We start from the raw sequence: 15,362 nt of genomic DNA, 5'->3' as shown, positions 1-15,362 counted from the left end.
GGAGGATGACATGGCGGCGAACGTCCGGCTTCTGGAAAACCGGTGGGATGAGGGATACGCGGCAGGCCTCGACGAACCCGGCAAGCTTCTCTATCGCTCAAATCTGCTCGGCGCCGACAAGCGCATCACCAATTACGGTGGCGGCAATACCTCGGCCAAGGTCATGGAGACCGATCCGCTGACCGGCGAGAAGGTCAAGATTCTCTGGGTCAAGGGCTCGGGCGGCGATGTCGGCACCATCAAGCTCGACGGCTTCGCCACACTCTACCAGGACAAGCTGGAATCGCTGAAGGGCATCTACAAAGGTGTCGAGGACGAGGACCGCATGGTCGGGTTCCTGCCGCACTGCACCTTCAACCTGAATGGCCGCGCCGCCTCGATCGATACGCCGCTGCACGGTTTCGTGCCTTTTACCCATGTCGACCATATGCATCCCGACGCGATCATCGCAATCGCCGCGTCGAAGAATTCCGGGGAGCTGACCAAGCAAATCTTCGGTGACGAGATCGGCTGGCTGCCCTGGCGCCGTCCGGGCTTCCAGCTCGGCCTCGATCTCGAAGCCTTCGTCAAGGCGAACCCGAACGCCAAGGGCGTCGTACTCGAAAGCCATGGTCTCTTCACCTGGGCCAACGAAGCCAAGGCCTGCTACGAGCTGACGCTCGATATCATCAACAAGGCGATCGAATGGTTCGCCGCTCAGACCGAGGGCAAGACGATCTTCGGCGGCGCGGTCGTGCAGAGTCTGCCGGTTGCCGAACGCCGGGCTATCGCCGCTCGCCTGATGCCCGAAATTCGCGGTCGCATCGGCAAGCAGGAGCGCAAGCTCGGCCATTTCGACGATCAGGACGCCGTGCTCGAATTCGTCAACTCCCGCGACCTGCGGCCGCTCGGCGCGCTCGGCACCAGCTGCCCCGATCATTTCCTGCGCACCAAGATTCGGCCGCTGATCATCGATTTCGACCCGGCCAAACCGGATGTCGACGCGATCGTCGCGGGTCTCGACCAGGCGCTGGAGGATTACCGCGCCGACTATGCCCGCTATTACAACGACTGCAAACATGACAATTCGCCCGCCATGCGCGACGCCAATCCCGTCATCTTCCTGGTGCCGGGTGTCGGCATGTTGTCCTTCGCCCGCGACAAGGCGACGGCTCGCATTGCCAGCGAATTCTACGTCAACGCCATCAACGTCATGCGCGGCGCCTCGACGGTCTCGGAATATCAGGGACTGCCGGAGCAGGAAGCCTTCGACATCGAATATTGGCTACTCGAAGAGGCCAAGCTGCAGCGCATGCCGAAGCCGAAGAGCCTTGCCGGCAAGGTCGCCTTCGTCACCGGCGGCGCCGGCGGCATCGGCCGGGCAACGGCCGCGCGTCTGGTCGGCGAGGGCGCCTGCGTGGTGCTCGCCGATATCGACCAGGCAGCGCTCGAAGCCACCGAGGCCGATTTCGTCAAGAAATACGGCGCCGACGCCGTGCGCAGCGTCCGGCTCGACGTCACCAAGGAAGATGCGGTGATCGCCTCCTTCGCCGAATCCTCCGTGGAATTCGGCGGCATCGACATCCTCATTTCGAATGCCGGTATCGCTTCGTCGGCGCCGATTGAAACGACGGAACTTTCGACGTGGAACCGCAATATCGACATTCTGGCGACCGGTTATTTCCTCGTTTCGCGTGAGGCCTTCCGGCTGTTCCGCCGTCAGGCGCTCGGCGGCAATGTCGTCTTCATTGCATCGAAGAATGGTCTTGCCGCTTCGCCGAACGCGTCCGCCTATTGCACGGCGAAGGCGGCTGAAATCCATCTTGCCCGCTGCCTGGCGCTGGAAGGCGCCGATGCCGGCATCCGCGTCAACACCGTCAATCCCGATGCCGTCCTGCGTGGCTCGAAGATCTGGAGCGGCGAGTGGCGCGAGCAGCGTGCGGCCTCCTCGAAGATCGAGGTCGACGAGCTGGAGGAACATTACCGCAAGCGGTCGATGCTGAAGCTCAACGTCTTCCCGGAAGATATCGCCGAGGCGGTCTACTTCCTGGCGTCAGATCTATCGGCGAAATCGACCGGCAACATCATCAACGTCGACGCCGGCAACGTTCAGAGTTTTACGCGCTGATTTTTGACTGGGGGCGGATGCGTCTGCCCCTCACCCTGACCCTCTCCCCGTTCAGACGGGGAGAGGGGACTTGCCCAACGAAATGTTGGAGTGAGACGGAGACGGTGCGGCATATCCCCTTCTCACCGTCTGAACGGGGAGAAGGTGCCGGCAGGCGGATGAGGGGCGGCCGCACCGCAGTTCCAATGTAGAAATTGCAGAATCGGGAGGAAAAAATGGCCGAGTTCAGGATCGCGCAGGATCTAGTTGCGAGCGAAAACGACAAGCGGGCGGCGGCGCTGAAAGCCGACTACGACGCGTTGGGCGCGACGCTTGATCGCCGCGGCGTCGATATAGAGGCGGTGACACGCAGGGTGGCGGAGTTCTTCGTCGCCGTTCCTTCCTGGGGCGTGGGCACCGGCGGCACGCGTTTCGCCCGCTTTCCCGGCACCGGCGAACCGCGCGGCATCTTCGACAAGCTCGACGATTGCGCCGTCATCAATCAGCTGACGCAGGCAACGCCGAATGTGTCGCTGCATATTCCCTGGGACAAAGCGGATGCACGGGAGTTGAAGGCCAAGGGTGATGCGGTCGGCCTCGGCTTCGACGCAATGAATTCGAACACCTTTTCCGACGCGCCGGGGCAGGCTTATTCCTACAAATACGGCTCGCTTAGCCACACCGACGCGGCAACACGCGCCCAGGCGGTCGAGCACAATCTCGAATGCATCGAGATCGGCAAAGCGATCGGCTCCAAGGCACTGACCGTCTGGATCGGCGATGGGTCGAACTTCCCCGGCCAGAGCAATTTCACCAAGGCATTCGAGCGTTACCTCGCCTCGATGGCTGACATTTACAAGGTGCTGCCCGACGACTGGAAGCTTTTCTCCGAGCACAAGATGTACGAGCCGGCCTTCTATTCGACGATCGTTCAGGACTGGGGCACCAATTATCTGATCGCCCAGACCCTCGGCCCCAAAGCCCAGTGCCTCGTCGATCTCGGCCACCATGCGCCGAACACCAATATCGAGATGATCGTCGCCCGGCTGATCCAGTTCGGGAAGCTCGGCGGCTTCCACTTCAACGATTCGAAATATGGCGACGATGATCTCGACGCCGGCGTCATCGATCCCTACCGGCTGTTCCTGGTGTTCAACGAGCTGGTGGATGCCGAGCAGCGCGGCGTCAACGATTTCAATCCGGCCCACATGATCGACCAGTCGCACAATGTCACCGATCCGATCGAGAGCCTGATCAACAGCGCCAACGAAATCCGCCGCGCCTATGCGCAGGCGCTCCTCGTCGACCGCAAGGCGCTCGAGGGCTATCAGCAGGACAATGATGCGCTGATGGCCTCGGAAACACTGAAGCGCGCCTACCGCGCCGATGTCGAGCCGATCCTTGCCGAGGCCCGCCGCCGGGCCGGCGGCGCGATCGACCCGATTGCTGCCTACCGCGTCAGCGGCTACCGCAAAAAGGTGGCGGCCGAGCGTCCGGCGTCGGTTGCCGGCGGCGGCGGCATCATCTGAGCTGCCGGGCTGAATAAAAGTGTGCTCGCCGGCAACGTGGGGTGAAACGCTGCCGGCAATCGCTCAGGGTTTCCAGGCGCCGGCGATCTGACGGGTTGCGATGTTCAGCCGATTCCAGACATTGATGTTGACGATGGCGATGACGAGAGCCGCAAGGCTGCGGCCGTCATAATGCCGGGTCGCCTCGTCCCAGATCTCGTCAGGCACCGGGTCGGCGCGGTCGCTGGTGCGGGTCACCGCCTCGGTCAAGGCGAGAGCGGCGCGTTCAGCCTCGCTATAATAGGGAGCGTCGCGCCAGCCGGCGACGGCAAAGAGCCGCTCATCCGTTTCGCCGTGTTTGCGGGCAATGCGCCAATGACCATCGATGCAGACGCTGCAGCCGTTGATCTGGCTGGCGCGCAGATTGACGAGTTCGAGCAGCCTTGGCGAAAGGCCTGTTTCGGTCGGCACCTTGCTGAGCGCATTGAGCGCCTGCATGGCTTCTGGAAGCACGAGCGCGGGATTTCCCATTCTCTCCTGCATGATAGGTCTCCTTGATGGGTTTAGGGTGCGACGATCCGCCGGCGCTGTCACACCGGCCCGGTTTCATTCGTCATTGATGTGACGGAACGCAGCGAAGGAATGTGACGGATGAACGAGAATAATTGGCTGGCCGATCAATTCGAAGCCAACCGGGCGCATCTGAAGGCGGCCGCCTATCGCATGCTGGGGTCGCGCAGCGAGGCCGAAGACGCGGTTCAGGAGGCCTGGCTGCGGCTCACCCGCGCGGATAGGACTGACGTCGGCAATCTCGCCGGCTGGCTGACGACGGTGGTGGCGCGCATCTGCCTCGATATGCTGCGTGCCCGCAAGACCCGGCGCGAGGAGCCGCTGGAGACATCGGTCCACGCAGCGATCGCCGATCCGGCCAAGGATCCGGAACGCGACGCCGCCTTCGCCGATTCGGTGGGCGTGGCGCTGCTCGTCGTGTTGCAGACGCTGGCGCCTGCCGAACGAGTTGCCTTCGTGCTGCACGACATGTTCGATCTTCCCTTCGACGAAATTGCGCCGATTATCGGCCGGTCATCCGCCGCCGCCCGTCAGCTCGCGAGCCGTGCCCGCCGCCGGGTGCAGGGCGCGGACGAGACGCCGGATGTCGATCTCGGCCGCAAACGAACGATTGCGGAGGCCTTTCTGACGGCTTCGCGCAACGGCGATCTGCAGGCGCTGATTGCGTGCTCGCCCCAGATGTCGTGTTTCGCCCGGACGCGACGGCGGCGCGTTTCGGCGCCTTCGGCGAAAGACGCGGCGCATCCGAAGTGGCAGAGTTGTTCAAGGGCCGGGCGCAGGCGGCAGAGATCGCCATCGTCGACGGCGAGCTTGGCTTCGTCGTGCGCATCGCGGGTCAGATCCGCGTCGTGGTGGCGTTCACCATCGCCGGCGACAGGATTGCGGCAATCGAAGCTATCGCCGATCCAGACCACCTCGAACGGCTTGAATATTCAATCCTACGGGATTGAAATCGCTGGAAAAAATTGCCGCTCCTTGACGGCGAGTGCGGCTGAGAACGAGCGCGCTGCCGCCGTTCCCGTGCGGTTACTGCGCTTCATTCTCTTGACAGCAGTCTCTTCGACTTTATTCTATTATAAGGCTTCTTATACCATAACTATGGAATTTGAAACATGATCATGTCGGGCGACCAGGCGAAAAAGCCGCTTCTCCTCACCAATGTCAGGCCGACGGCTTTCGGTGCGGGCGCATCCGAGGGGGTGATCGACATTCTCGTCAATGCCGACGGCCGCATCGCCCGGATCGGTCCATCGCTTCCAGCCGCTGAGGATGTGGCACGCATTGACGGCAAGGGGGCTTTCATTTCGCCGGGCTGGATCGATCTGCACGTCCACATCTGGCATGGCGGCACCGACATCTCCATCCGCCCGTCCGAATGCGGTCTCGAGCGCGGCGTCACCACCCTGGTCGACGCCGGTTCGGCCGGCGAGGCGAATTTCCATGGCTTCCGCGAGTATATCATCGAGCCCTCGCGCGAGCGCATCAAGGCCTTCCTGAACCTGGGCTCGATCGGTCTCGTCGCCTGCAACCGCGTCGCCGAGCTCAGGGATATCAGAGATATCGATCTCGACCGCATTCTCCAAGTATACGCTGAAAACAGCGAGCACATCGTCGGCATCAAGGTGCGCGCCAGCCACGTCATCACCGGTTCCTGGGGCGTCACCCCCGTCAAGCTCGGCAAGAAGATCGCCAAGATTCTGAAAGTGCCGATGATGGTGCATGTCGGCGAGCCGCCGGCGCTCTATGACGAAGTGCTCGAAATCCTCGGCCCCGGCGATGTCGTCACCCATTGCTTCAACGGCAAGGCCGGTTCGAGCATCATGGAGGACGAGGATCTCTTCAATCTGGCCGAGCGCTGCGCTGCGGAAGGCATTCGGCTCGACATCGGCCATGGCGGCGCTTCGTTCTCCTTCAAGGTCGCCGAAGCGGCGATCGCCCGCGGGCTGCTGCCGTTTTCGATCTCGACCGACCTGCACGGCCACTCGATGAACTTCCCGGTCTGGGATCTCGCGACGACGATGTCGAAGCTGCTGAGCGTCGGCATGCCCTTCGACAAGGTGGTGGAAGCCGTCACCCACGCGCCGGCATCGGTCATCAAGCTGTCGATGGAGAACTGGCTTGCGGTCGGCGCGCAAGCCGAATTCACTGTTTTCGACCTCGTCGAGTCCGAGCTCGAGGCGACGGATTCGAACGGCGATGTCTCGGTCCTCAACAAACTGTTCGAGCCGCGCTATGCGGTGATGGGCGCCGAGGCTGTCGCCGCCAGCCGCTACGTGCCGCGGGCGCGCAGGCTGGTGCGCCACAGCCACGGCTATTCCTACAGATAGAATCTGCCGCGAGGCGGGGTTCGATCATTCCTGAGAGGCCTCGGATGATCGATGGTTCCAGGGATTTACGACAGTCAGTCCGGCCGCCTCAAAGGGGCCTATATCGCGTGTCGCAACAATAAAGCCCTTCGAAGCGGCGATGGCGGCGATATATCCGTCCGGCGCCGGGAAGCCTTTGCCGTTCGTTCTAGCTCTGACGGCAAGGTCGGCATAATGTCGGGCCGCTCCGGCATCGAATGGCAATACCCGATCCCCAAAGAGTGCTAGTAAGCCGCCGAGCATTTCAGTCAGAGCCACTTTGCGTCGACCGTCCGGTAAGGCGCCGATGCCGAACATCAATTCGGCCAAGGTCACACTCGACAAATAGAGTGTTTCCGCGGCTTGCTCATTGAGCCACGCGCGCACAGCCGAACTGGGCGTCGGTTTCATCGTCTCGGAAAGCACATTCGTATCGAGTACGATCATTCAAACCTCAAGGGCTCCGCCGCCGCCCTTTCGCGCAGCTGATCAAGCACCTCGAGATCATCATTGGTCAGCGCCAATTGCCGGCCGAGTTCAGCCAAAGCGTCTCCCATGCGAATGCGCTGCTCGGGCTTTACGGCATTTTCCAGGATTTCGCGAACTTCCGCCTCGGTGCTGCGGCCATGCATCGCCGCCCGGACACGCAGTGCGCGATGCACTTCATCGGGCACGTTTCGAACTGTCAGAACGGCCATATTCAGATCCCAAATGCTGTCAGTGACGTCAATATAGATGCAATGCAGTCAGAGGACAATCCTCAAGGATCGTGTTCGAGCTCACGTCAGCGGTTGCGCCAACCCATCAGTTTTTCGATCCGCTCCGCAGAATTGCGCACATGCGCCGTATAATGGTTCTCGTCGGAAAAGGCCTTCTGCTCCGGCAGCACGATCGAAATGGTGGCAACGCACTGGCCGTCGCGATCGCAGATCGGCGAGGCGATGCAGGCAACGGCATAATCGGATTCGCCGGCCTGGATCGACAGGCGCGACTCGAAGGCCTTGCCGGCCGCTTCCGATAGGGTGCGCGGATCGATCTCGGCGCGGCCGGTCGGCGACGAGCGGGCGCAGCGTTTGAAAAGCTCGATGCGTTCCTCTTCGGGCAGATGGCCGACGAGCAGGCGGCCCGACGCCGTCCAATTGAGCGGCACCCGGGTGCCGACGCGAGACGCCACCTGGAAGTGGCTCGGGCCATCGGCCATGGCAAGCACCAGCATGTAATCGCCGTCACGGCCGCAGACCTGCACGGTTTCGCCGGCCTGGCGACAGAGATCGTGCATTTCGTGGGTGGCGATACTCATGAAATCCAGCGACCGGGCATAGGCAAGCCCGTAATGATAAAGCCGGGCGCCGAGCCAGATCGAGCCATCCGCCTGGCGCGTCAGCATATTCTTTTCGACGAGGTCGTCGACGATGACGTAGACGGTCGATAGCGGCGCCTTTACCGCCTTGGCGATGGCATAGACGCCGGCCGGCGATCCTGTTTCATAGAGATGATCGATCACCTGAAGAGCGCGGTCGATGCCGCTGACGCGGGCGCGGCGCGCGCTCTTGCCGCCGGCTTCGCCGGCAAGGCTCTCATCTTCGGAGTAAACTGCGGGCGATGTCTTTCCGTCCAATTTCATGCACCTCATGAACACTGCGACCATATTACATTACTATGGTACAGCGGTCGCTGTGGCAAATCGCAACATTTTGTAGGTTGATCGTCGGTGCGAATGTGGCGGCGGTGGAACCGGGAGACTGCGTGGTTTCCGCATCCGCCGATACCGCCCACCTCATAACAAGCGGTGACGCGCTCCGATGAGGCTGCAGGCTTTTGCCAGCCCCTTGTCCAGCGTGTCGAGCGTCGCGTCGCTATCGATTGCGACGGCGAGATGCAGCGCAGCACCGGCACGAAGACCGATATTGAACTGTTCGATCATTCGCGCCGCTTTGATGAAGTGCGCCCGCGATATCGGCAGGCATTCGAAGGTCGTCGAACATAGTTCCTTGAACAAGGCCAAAGCCTTGCTGCGATCGGCCGGATCGATCTGTCCGTTTCTCGCCTTGAGCCCGATGGCGCTTGAAAATTCGGTTATCGTCCAGCTGCTGACGGCGATCTCCTCGGATCGACGCTCCGCTAGCCATTGCTGCACGTCGTCCGTGCGGGTTTCGACCGTCCATGCGGCGACGAGGACTGATGTGTCGATGTAAAGCATCAATAACGATCGGTATCGCGCAGATCGCGAATGAAGGTCGCGGAATCGACCGGCTCGGCCGGTGGCTTCATCGAGGCCGTCAATGCTTTCAGCCGTTCGACATCGATCGGTTGTTTCGGCGTCTTCACCGGCACGAGCTGCGCCACCGGCTTGCCATGCCGCAATATCTCGACGGTTTCGCCGGCCTCCACCCTATTGAGCAACTCGCTCAGGTGGGCTTTTGCTTCCGCCAGTTTGACACGTGCCATCATATCGTCTCCGTGACCAATCTTCTGGTCATTTCATTCGGGAAGCGATGTGGCTGCAATGCCTTTGGAACAACCAGCCGCAGCCTGAGTTTGTCCCTCAACTCAGGAGGCTATAATGACGCATTATCCAACACCCCCTTTCCCGTCCCAGAAACAGCCGATGCCGGGTTTCACCGCCCAGATGGACCCGGTTCCCGACCATGGCGAAAAAACCTATCGCGGATCCGAACGGCTAAAGGGCAAGCGGGCGATCATTACCGGCGGCGATAGCGGCATCGGCCGCGCAGTGGCAATCGCCTATGCAAGGGAAGGCGCCGATCTGTTGATTTCCTATCTCGACGAGGATCAGGATGCCGACGAGACGAAGCGGCTCGTCGAACAGGCCGGGCGCAAGGCCGTGCTCGTCAGCGGCGATATTCAGGATCCCGCCCATTGCCGGCAAATTGTCGAGACGGCGGTCAAGGAGCTCGGCGGTATCGACATTCTCGTCAACAATGCCGCGCACCAGGCAAGTTTCAAGAGCATCGACGAGATCAGTGACGAGGAGTGGGAACTGACCTTCAAGGTCAACATCCATGCGATGTTCTACCTGACCAAGGCGGCTGTCGCCCATATGAAGCCCGGCAGCGCCATCATCAATACGGCCTCGATCAATGCGGACAATCCGAACCCGTCGCTGCTGGCCTATGCGACAACGAAGGGCGCAATTCAGAATTTCACCGCAGGCCTGGCCCAGCTTCTGGCCGAGAAAGGCATCCGCGCCAATGCCGTGGCGCCGGGCCCGATCTGGACGCCGCTCATTCCTTCAACGCTGCCCGAAGACAGCGTCAGCAATTTCGGTAAGCAGGTACCGATGAAACGGCCGGGTCAACCGGCTGAACTGGCCACGGCCTATGTCATGCTGGCCGATCCACTGTCGAGCTATGTCTCCGGCACGACAATCGCGGTCACGGGCGGCAAGCCGATCCTGTAATGCATGTCGCCCGGAATTGGCGGTTCCGGGATGAAGGCATGCACCAAATCAGGAGCTGAGGCGCGTGATCACGATCTGGTAGGATGCGCGCTTCAGTCACGGCTTGCCGTAGCCGCCGCCGGTCGGCGTCGTGACGATCACGGCGTCGCCGGCGGCGGGCAGGGCCTGGTCGCAGCGGAGAAAGTTCGAAAAGCGCGGCCTCATGAAAGGCGCGCGGGCGGGCAAGGAGAAGTTGATCGCCGCCGCTTTCCGGCCACTACGATCAAGCAGCAAGGGCCGCCGCCTCTTTATGACGACAGCCCTTGTCGGGGGCAGGGAGAGATCCCCCGGTGTTCAGGCGGCTTTTTCAGCCGAAGCAGGGAATAGCCGGCAGATTGGCGCGGCTCGTAAGCGCTCCGATCATCTTGCCCACCGGCGTCGGGCGTGGTTCGCTTTTCCCGGCCGCCGTTTCCAGGAGTTGCTTGAAGTCTTCAAGCTTCACGCCGTCGGCGCGCAACACCATGGCGATCAGGGGGTCGCGAAGGGCTTCGGATATTGTCAGGTCGTCTCTGGTCTGTCTCATGGCTTGTCCTCCTTTCGTGGGCGGTCGCCCGTGTTCCACATCCGCTGCCAACCCACTGCGTTGACTTTCGCGGCCTGTGGTGTTACCGGTAAGTAACAATGCTGTTGTTACCGATCGGTCACATTGATGTCAAGGACTTCGTCCGCAAAAAAATCAGAAACTTCGAATGAAATCTCCCCAACCGTTTCAGAAGATCGTATCCCGCCGCGGGAGCGCATCGTCTCGACGGCCGTGGAGCTTTTCCGCGAGCGCGGCATCCGCGGCATCGGCGTCGATGCCATCGCCGATGCCGCCTCGACCAATAAGATGACGCTCTACCGGCATTTCGGCTCGAAGGACGAACTCGTCTGCGAGACGCTGCGGCGCGCCTCCGAGAAGGCCGATAGCATTTGGCGCGATCTGGAGGCCGCTCATCCCGGCGATCCCCGCGCCCAGCTCGACGCCTGGGTGGAGATGCGGGCGCAGTGTCTGAACGGCGAGCCCGCCGGCTGCGATCTCGCCAACGCCGCCATCGAGCTCAAGGGAGAAGGGCATCCCGCCCATGAAATGATCGAGAGGCACAAGGCCGCACAGCGCGATCGCTTGGCCGCGCTCTGTTCGGCAGCCGGTGCGCGCGAACCTCAACTTCTTGCCGATACGCTGACGCTGCTGCTCGAAGGCGCGCGCGTCAGCCGTCAGGCAATGGGCGCCGCCGGCTGTTGCGGCCATTTCGCCAAGGCCTGCCGAGCAGCGATCGCTTCTTTCACCTGATAGACCGGAACCTTACCGCCTCCACACCGTTTTTCCATCACCGGGACGATGTGGAGACCGGGAGATGAACTACGCCTATCTCAAGCGCCTATATGCCAGACGCGCCGAGCTCGAAGCCAAGCTCGAGCTTCACGAGGCACGCTATTGTTTTGGCGAGGAAGAGGTCGATGACGGCACCGACAGCGACCTGCGTCAGCGATTGAGCGAGGTCTCCGAGGAGATCGCCGCGTTGGAGAACAGGTCGGCCAGAGCCCTTTCAGGGTAGGTCACCGTAGCTGCAGGTCCTGCCGGATCATGGGCAAAGCCAGGGTCAGGAGCGTAGCGAAAACCATGATGACGCCATAGGGTATCTTCCGGCTCACCCGAATTTCCTCGATGCGCATGAAAAAGGCGAGATGCGCGACGGACAGCGGCACCGGCAGCCGCAGGGCCAGCAGCGTCAAAATGCCGAGGGCGAGGAGCAACACCGCAAACGGCAGCATTCCGTGCCATCCGATAAAAAGACCGATCGGCAGAAAAAGCTTGGCGTCTCCTGCGCCAAATAGCCGGAACGTCCAGAGCGCCACCCCAAGCATGAACATCAGCAGACCGGCCCCAAGGTCGCCACCAATTCCGCTCGAAGCAAACAGGGCTGCGCCGACATCCTCGGAGCCAAGCATCACGGCCAGCGCGCGTAGCGCATAAAGTGTCACGAGCGCAAGCACGAGCGTGTTGGGAATCTTCCAAGTACGGAAATCGGTCCAGGCGGCGCAGAGAAAAAGTAATACTGAAAGAGAATTAATAACAACGACCATTTCCAGCATCGGATCAACCTTTTTGGGCTATGATAATCTACCATGTACGCTCATTGTCACTGAACATCGGCCACAGGAGTCGGCTTTTACGACCAGCTCTGCGATTTTCGTCTTAACCATAAAGTATAGATGTCGAATGTCTGCGTATAAAACAATTGACTAAATTAGACTTAACAGATTATTAATATTTCCAGTCGAAGGGGCGGTCTCGACGACTAGTGCCGGGGGAAATACGGCGCACCACTTACCTGGGAGGTAATTCTCGATGAAAGCATTTGTAAATAGCGTACGCGCTTTCGCGCGGGAAGAAGATGGCGTCGCACTCACCGAATACCTTATTCTGCTTGCCTTGCTGGTTGGTGGAGTGATCGGGGCTGTGACACTGGCCGGTACCAATCTCGCTACCGTGTGGAACGGCTGGGCAGCTTGGTTTACGGCCAACCTGACGGCTCCAGCCTGAAGCTGGCATTCGCAGAAGCGAGGGGTTTGTTAACCCCTCTCTTCTAAATTAGCATCAATGAATGGATGCGCTCCGTCCAGTGTAGCGAGTAACCGCGATGCGTTCTTCAACAATTTTAAGCCTCGTTATTGCATTTGTACTCGCCGCCGCCGCAGTTTTCGGCATGCGCGCGTATCTCTCCGATCAGAAGGCCAAGCTGCTGGCGATGAGCGGCGTAAAGGCCGAGGAAAGGACACTTGTTGTCGCCGCCACTCCGATGCGCTTCGGTGACCGGATCCGATCCGAAAACCTCAGAGCCATTCCGTGGCCCTCTAATGAAACACCCGCAGGCTCATTCGTCAGCATCGAGATGGTCGTCGGCAATGACGCCCAGCCGCGCTATGCCATGGCGGCGATCGACCCTGGCGAGCCGGTTCTATCCTCGAAAATCACCGGTACTGGCGAACGCGCCACTCTGTCGGCGGCGCTGGATCAGGGCATGAAGGCCGTTTCCATTCGCGTCAACGATGTGCTCGGCGTTGCCGGCTTCGTTAGGCCTTCCGATCGCGTCGACGTGCTTCTGACGCGGGTCGTGCGCGGGCAGGCGGGCAACGATCAGACCTTCGTCGACGTGCTGCTGCAAGGCGTCAAGGTCCTTGCGGTGGACCAGACGGCAGACGAGCGCAAGGACGAGCCATCCGTCGTGAAAACGGTGACCTTTGAGGTGACGACCGACGAGGCGCAGCGCCTGACCCTCGGCTCCAGTGTCGGCACGCTCTCCCTGGCGCTTCGCAATGTTGCCTCTTCCTCAGTCGAGCAGACCCGGCCGATCACTGTCGCCGACCTCGGTGGCGGGGCGATGGCGACAGAACTGGGCAAGGATTTGGAAAAGCAGTTGCCAGAACCGGCAAAACAAGTGCAGATTGTGGAACAAAAGGTTGAGCCGGTGTTGCCGGTTGAGCCGAAGTGGGTGACAGTGGGAGTCTGGAACACGACGAAGCGCGAGGAGCACCGAGTCGGCCTGGTCCAGTGATGTTGATGCGGAATGCCGCAGGTGCGGCGAGCCGGATGAGGGGGCTAAAGCAGGCATGGCGAACGGCAAGAGAAAAATCGCGAGGACGAAAAGCCTTGCGGCACTAGCGGCAGTGTTTTCGGCCTGTGTGTGTTTGGGCCCCGGAGTTGCCGGCCGCGCCAACGCACAGGAGAAGTCCATCACTTTAGGCGAATCAGTCCAGCATGTGACCTTGCCTCCGAACGAGACGCTGACGCTCAATACAGGCCAGCCCTTCGGTGATCTTGTCATCGGCAGCGCCGATATGATCGACGTGGTGCCGCTTTCCGACAAGTCGCTGTTCATCCGCGGCAAAAAGCCCGGCGCCACCAATATTTCGGTCTATGGCGACGACAAGTCGCTGCTTGGGGTCATCGACATCCGCGTTGCGAGCGATTTCAGCGAAGTCGCTTCCGCCATTCGCTCTGCCGCGCCCTCGGCTCGGGTCAGGGTCATCAACTCCAACGATCGCATTCGCCTGACAGGCTTCGTCCGTGACGGCATCGAACTGCAGCGGGTGATGGAAATCGCCCAATCCTATTCCGACCAGCCAGTGCTGAACCAGTTGCGCGTCAGTGACAGCCAGCAGGTGATGCTGGAGGTCCGTGTCATCGAAGCCTCGCGCCAGACGGGTCGTGACCTCGGGATCGGTTGGTCCGGCTATGGCAACAACAATCGCATCGGCAAGGCAACGGCCAGCCAGGGGATCACCGTTGATGACAACGGCAACTTGGCCCGTACCCTCCTTGATCCCAAGGGTGCGGCAACGGGTGCGTTGCCCTTCGGCCAGCTGATCGCCAAGGTGTTGGAAATCTCCGGCGGCCACATCGACGTTGTGATCAACGCCCTCGAGCAGAAGGGATTGGTGCGCCGCCTGGCTCAGCCGAACCTCATCGCCATGAGCGGCTCTACCGCCAGCTTTCATGCCGGCGGTGAAGTGCCGATCCTGAAGACGACGAACAACGGCACGACGGTGGCCACAGAGACGGACTATCGCCCATTCGGTGTGCGGCTGACCTTCAAGCCGGTGGTTCTTGATGATGGTCTCATCAACCTGGAGATCGAGCCTGAGGTTTCCGAGATTGATCCGTCGATCAACGTCAACGGCAATCCGGGATTCATCTCGCGCGCTGCCAGCACCACAGTCGCGCTCCGCGACGGCCAGAGCTTTGCCTTGGCGGGCCTGCTGCAGTCGATCAATGCCAAAGACATCCAGCAATTGCCGGGACTCGGGCAGATACCGGTGCTCGGCGCTCTGTTCCGTTCGACGAGTTTCCAGAAGAAGGAATCCGACCTCGTCATCGTCGTCACGCCACACATTGTGCGCCCGGCCCGCCCGGGTGAGGACCTCTACAGTCCGCTCGATCAGACGCGTTCGTCCAACGACGTCGAGCTCTTCGCGCTCGGGGTTCTGGAAGTCGACAAGGACATGCTCCGACGCTTTCGAAATGGCGTAGGTGTGACCGGGCCTTATGGCCACCGTCTCGACTTGAACCAGGGAGTCCAAGCCGTTGCTACAAAACGCTAAGCGCGTCCTTCTCGTCTTTGCGGCCGCCGGCCTCGCTTCCGGCTGCGCCGACTACATGAACCATCGCGACACGATCACCTTCGGGGTCGGCAACGCCGTGGAAGCAAACAAGGCCATCCAGATCGAGGACCCATTCCCGCCGGAAGCCCAGCGAACCCGAATCGCAAGCGACGGCAAGGTGATCCGCAGGGTGGTCACTCAATATCAGAACGGCGGGCTGGGCGTTGTTCAGCCGTCGCCGGCCATGGGGGCGAATGGGGCCTCTAACGGGGCGATCGCCAGCCAGTAGCTGGCGGAAGGCATGAACG

The 15,362-nt window shown here is 61.1% G+C and carries 19 protein-coding genes and 1 pseudogene; 11 read left to right on the top strand and 9 right to left on the bottom strand.

Annotated elements, in window-relative coordinates; genetic code table 11:
- The first annotated feature begins 10 nt into the window (after positions 1 to 10).
- Complete coding sequence (locus tag CO660_RS23940) at positions 11 to 2,107, top strand: bifunctional rhamnulose-1-phosphate aldolase/short-chain dehydrogenase (protein ID WP_097600807.1); 2,097 nt, start codon at positions 11 to 13, stop codon at positions 2,105 to 2,107.
- 215 nt (positions 2,108 to 2,322) lie between these two features.
- Positions 2,323 to 3,615 (top strand): L-rhamnose catabolism isomerase, encoded by a 1,293-nt coding sequence (gene rhaI, locus CO660_RS23935; protein ID WP_097600806.1) that lies wholly within the window; start codon positions 2,323 to 2,325, stop codon positions 3,613 to 3,615.
- 63 nt (positions 3,616 to 3,678) lie between these two features.
- Here rhaI and CO660_RS23930 read toward each other — a convergent pair whose 3' ends face one another.
- The gene (locus tag CO660_RS23930) at positions 3,679 to 4,137 is read right to left on the bottom strand and encodes a carboxymuconolactone decarboxylase family protein (RefSeq protein WP_097600805.1); all 459 of its coding nucleotides are present in this window, start codon (positions 4,135 to 4,137) and stop codon (positions 3,679 to 3,681) included.
- A 108-nt stretch (positions 4,138 to 4,245) separates the two neighbouring features.
- Between CO660_RS23930 and CO660_RS23925 the strand changes: the two are divergent.
- Positions 4,246 to 5,114, top strand: a pseudogene (locus CO660_RS23925) (sigma-70 family RNA polymerase sigma factor).
- 168 nt (positions 5,115 to 5,282) lie between these two features.
- The gene (locus CO660_RS23920) at positions 5,283 to 6,491 is read left to right on the top strand and encodes an amidohydrolase/deacetylase family metallohydrolase (protein WP_097600893.1); all 1,209 of its coding nucleotides are present in this window, start codon (positions 5,283 to 5,285) and stop codon (positions 6,489 to 6,491) included.
- A gap of 24 nt (positions 6,492 to 6,515) precedes the next feature.
- Here the strand turns inward: CO660_RS23920 and CO660_RS23915 are convergent, their stop codons facing one another.
- The 5 genes from CO660_RS23915 to CO660_RS23895 form a co-directional block, all read right to left on the bottom strand.
- On the bottom strand, positions 6,516 to 6,956 hold the full coding sequence (locus CO660_RS23915; protein WP_097600804.1) for a type II toxin-antitoxin system VapC family toxin: 441 nt from the start codon (positions 6,954 to 6,956) through the stop codon (positions 6,516 to 6,518).
- Entirely contained in the window at positions 6,953 to 7,207 is a 255-nt protein-coding gene (locus tag CO660_RS23910) for a plasmid stabilization protein (protein WP_097600803.1), read from the bottom strand. Before CO660_RS23910 ends, CO660_RS23915 begins: the two co-directional genes overlap by 4 nt.
- 86 nt (positions 7,208 to 7,293) lie before the next feature.
- Positions 7,294 to 8,133, bottom strand: a complete 840-nt coding sequence (locus CO660_RS23905; protein WP_097600802.1) for an IclR family transcriptional regulator — start codon at positions 8,131 to 8,133, stop codon at positions 7,294 to 7,296.
- 153 nt (positions 8,134 to 8,286) lie between these two features.
- On the bottom strand, positions 8,287 to 8,709 hold the full coding sequence (locus tag CO660_RS23900) for a type II toxin-antitoxin system VapC family toxin (RefSeq protein ID WP_097600801.1): 423 nt from the start codon (positions 8,707 to 8,709) through the stop codon (positions 8,287 to 8,289).
- Positions 8,709 to 8,957 (bottom strand): type II toxin-antitoxin system prevent-host-death family antitoxin, encoded by a 249-nt coding sequence (locus tag CO660_RS23895; protein WP_097600892.1) that lies wholly within the window; start codon positions 8,955 to 8,957, stop codon positions 8,709 to 8,711. Before CO660_RS23895 ends, CO660_RS23900 begins: the two co-directional genes overlap by 1 nt.
- A 115-nt stretch (positions 8,958 to 9,072) precedes the next feature.
- Between CO660_RS23895 and CO660_RS23890 the strand changes: the two genes are divergently transcribed.
- A complete protein-coding gene (locus CO660_RS23890; RefSeq protein ID WP_097600800.1) occupies positions 9,073 to 9,930 on the top strand; it encodes an SDR family oxidoreductase in 858 nt (285 codons plus the stop codon).
- Positions 9,931 to 10,026: 96 nt separating this feature from the next.
- On the opposite strand, the gene CO660_RS33410 is transcribed toward CO660_RS23890, so the two are convergent.
- Together CO660_RS33410 and CO660_RS23885 are read right to left on the bottom strand one after the other, a co-directional pair.
- Positions 10,027 to 10,203 (bottom strand): hypothetical protein, encoded by a 177-nt coding sequence (locus CO660_RS33410; protein ID WP_176536361.1) that lies wholly within the window; start codon positions 10,201 to 10,203, stop codon positions 10,027 to 10,029.
- Positions 10,204 to 10,276: 73 nt separating this feature from the next.
- A complete protein-coding gene (locus CO660_RS23885) occupies positions 10,277 to 10,492 on the bottom strand; it encodes a hypothetical protein (RefSeq protein WP_097600799.1) in 216 nt (71 codons plus the stop codon).
- Positions 10,493 to 10,618: 126 nt separating this feature from the next.
- On the opposite strand from CO660_RS23885, the gene CO660_RS23880 reads away from it, so the two are divergent.
- Positions 10,619 to 11,242: a TetR/AcrR family transcriptional regulator gene (locus CO660_RS23880; RefSeq protein WP_097600798.1), complete on the top strand. Its 624-nt coding sequence runs from the start codon at positions 10,619 to 10,621 to the stop codon at positions 11,240 to 11,242.
- Positions 11,243 to 11,306: 64 nt separating this feature from the next.
- Positions 11,307 to 11,507: a hypothetical protein gene (locus CO660_RS23875; RefSeq protein ID WP_097600797.1), complete on the top strand. Its 201-nt coding sequence runs from the start codon at positions 11,307 to 11,309 to the stop codon at positions 11,505 to 11,507.
- A 1-nt stretch (position 11,508) separates the two neighbouring features.
- On the opposite strand, the gene CO660_RS23870 is transcribed toward CO660_RS23875, so the two are convergent.
- Positions 11,509 to 12,045, bottom strand: coding sequence for a prepilin peptidase (locus CO660_RS23870; RefSeq protein ID WP_097600796.1), 537 nt, complete (start codon positions 12,043 to 12,045; stop codon positions 11,509 to 11,511).
- 256 nt (positions 12,046 to 12,301) lie between these two features.
- Between CO660_RS23870 and CO660_RS23865 the strand changes: the two genes are divergently transcribed.
- From CO660_RS23865 to CO660_RS23850, 4 genes are all read left to right on the top strand, one after another.
- Positions 12,302 to 12,496: a hypothetical protein gene (locus CO660_RS23865; RefSeq protein WP_085781100.1), complete on the top strand. Its 195-nt coding sequence runs from the start codon at positions 12,302 to 12,304 to the stop codon at positions 12,494 to 12,496.
- A 97-nt stretch (positions 12,497 to 12,593) separates the two neighbouring features.
- On the top strand, positions 12,594 to 13,508 hold the full coding sequence (gene cpaB / locus CO660_RS23860) for a Flp pilus assembly protein CpaB (RefSeq protein ID WP_088392444.1): 915 nt from the start codon (positions 12,594 to 12,596) through the stop codon (positions 13,506 to 13,508).
- 55 nt (positions 13,509 to 13,563) lie between these two features.
- Positions 13,564 to 15,054, top strand: coding sequence for a type II and III secretion system protein family protein (locus CO660_RS23855; RefSeq protein WP_097600795.1), 1,491 nt, complete (start codon positions 13,564 to 13,566; stop codon positions 15,052 to 15,054).
- The gene (locus CO660_RS23850; protein WP_085781103.1) at positions 15,038 to 15,343 is read left to right on the top strand and encodes a hypothetical protein; all 306 of its coding nucleotides are present in this window, start codon (positions 15,038 to 15,040) and stop codon (positions 15,341 to 15,343) included. The genes CO660_RS23855 and CO660_RS23850 overlap by 17 nt, the downstream gene beginning before the upstream one ends.
- The last annotated feature ends 19 nt before the right edge of the window (positions 15,344 to 15,362 follow it).

This window comes from Rhizobium sp. L9, assembly GCF_002531885.1.
Classification (GTDB): Bacteria; Pseudomonadota; Alphaproteobacteria; order Rhizobiales; family Rhizobiaceae; genus Rhizobium.
The sequence above is the reverse complement of the archived record's forward strand: the minus strand, read 5'-3'. Positions and strand labels throughout refer to the sequence as shown.

Bases quoted from the DNA above. Each gene is read 5' to 3' on its own strand.
- CO660_RS23940 (WP_097600807.1), top strand. From the start codon at position 11: ATGGCGGCGAACGTCCGGCTTCTGGAAAACCGGTGGGATGAGGGATAC.
- rhaI (WP_097600806.1), top strand. From the start codon at position 2,323: ATGGCCGAGTTCAGGATCGCGCAGGATCTAGTTGCGAGCGAAAACGAC.
- CO660_RS23930 (WP_097600805.1), bottom strand. From the start codon at position 4,137: ATGCAGGAGAGAATGGGAAATCCCGCGCTCGTGCTTCCAGAAGCCATG.
- CO660_RS23920 (WP_097600893.1), top strand. From the start codon at position 5,283: ATGTCGGGCGACCAGGCGAAAAAGCCGCTTCTCCTCACCAATGTCAGG.
- CO660_RS23915 (WP_097600804.1), bottom strand. From the start codon at position 6,956: ATGATCGTACTCGATACGAATGTGCTTTCCGAGACGATGAAACCGACG.
- CO660_RS23910 (WP_097600803.1), bottom strand. From the start codon at position 7,207: ATGGCCGTTCTGACAGTTCGAAACGTGCCCGATGAAGTGCATCGCGCA.
- CO660_RS23905 (WP_097600802.1), bottom strand. From the start codon at position 8,133: ATGAAATTGGACGGAAAGACATCGCCCGCAGTTTACTCCGAAGATGAG.
- CO660_RS23900 (WP_097600801.1), bottom strand. From the start codon at position 8,709: ATGCTTTACATCGACACATCAGTCCTCGTCGCCGCATGGACGGTCGAA.
- CO660_RS23895 (WP_097600892.1), bottom strand. From the start codon at position 8,957: ATGGCACGTGTCAAACTGGCGGAAGCAAAAGCCCACCTGAGCGAGTTG.
- CO660_RS23890 (WP_097600800.1), top strand. From the start codon at position 9,073: ATGACGCATTATCCAACACCCCCTTTCCCGTCCCAGAAACAGCCGATG.
- CO660_RS23885 (WP_097600799.1), bottom strand. From the start codon at position 10,492: ATGAGACAGACCAGAGACGACCTGACAATATCCGAAGCCCTTCGCGAC.
- CO660_RS23880 (WP_097600798.1), top strand. From the start codon at position 10,619: ATGTCAAGGACTTCGTCCGCAAAAAAATCAGAAACTTCGAATGAAATC.
- CO660_RS23875 (WP_097600797.1), top strand. From the start codon at position 11,307: ATGAACTACGCCTATCTCAAGCGCCTATATGCCAGACGCGCCGAGCTC.
- CO660_RS23870 (WP_097600796.1), bottom strand. From the start codon at position 12,045: ATGCTGGAAATGGTCGTTGTTATTAATTCTCTTTCAGTATTACTTTTT.
- CO660_RS23865 (WP_085781100.1), top strand. From the start codon at position 12,302: ATGAAAGCATTTGTAAATAGCGTACGCGCTTTCGCGCGGGAAGAAGAT.
- cpaB (WP_088392444.1), top strand. From the start codon at position 12,594: ATGCGTTCTTCAACAATTTTAAGCCTCGTTATTGCATTTGTACTCGCC.
- CO660_RS23855 (WP_097600795.1), top strand. From the start codon at position 13,564: ATGGCGAACGGCAAGAGAAAAATCGCGAGGACGAAAAGCCTTGCGGCA.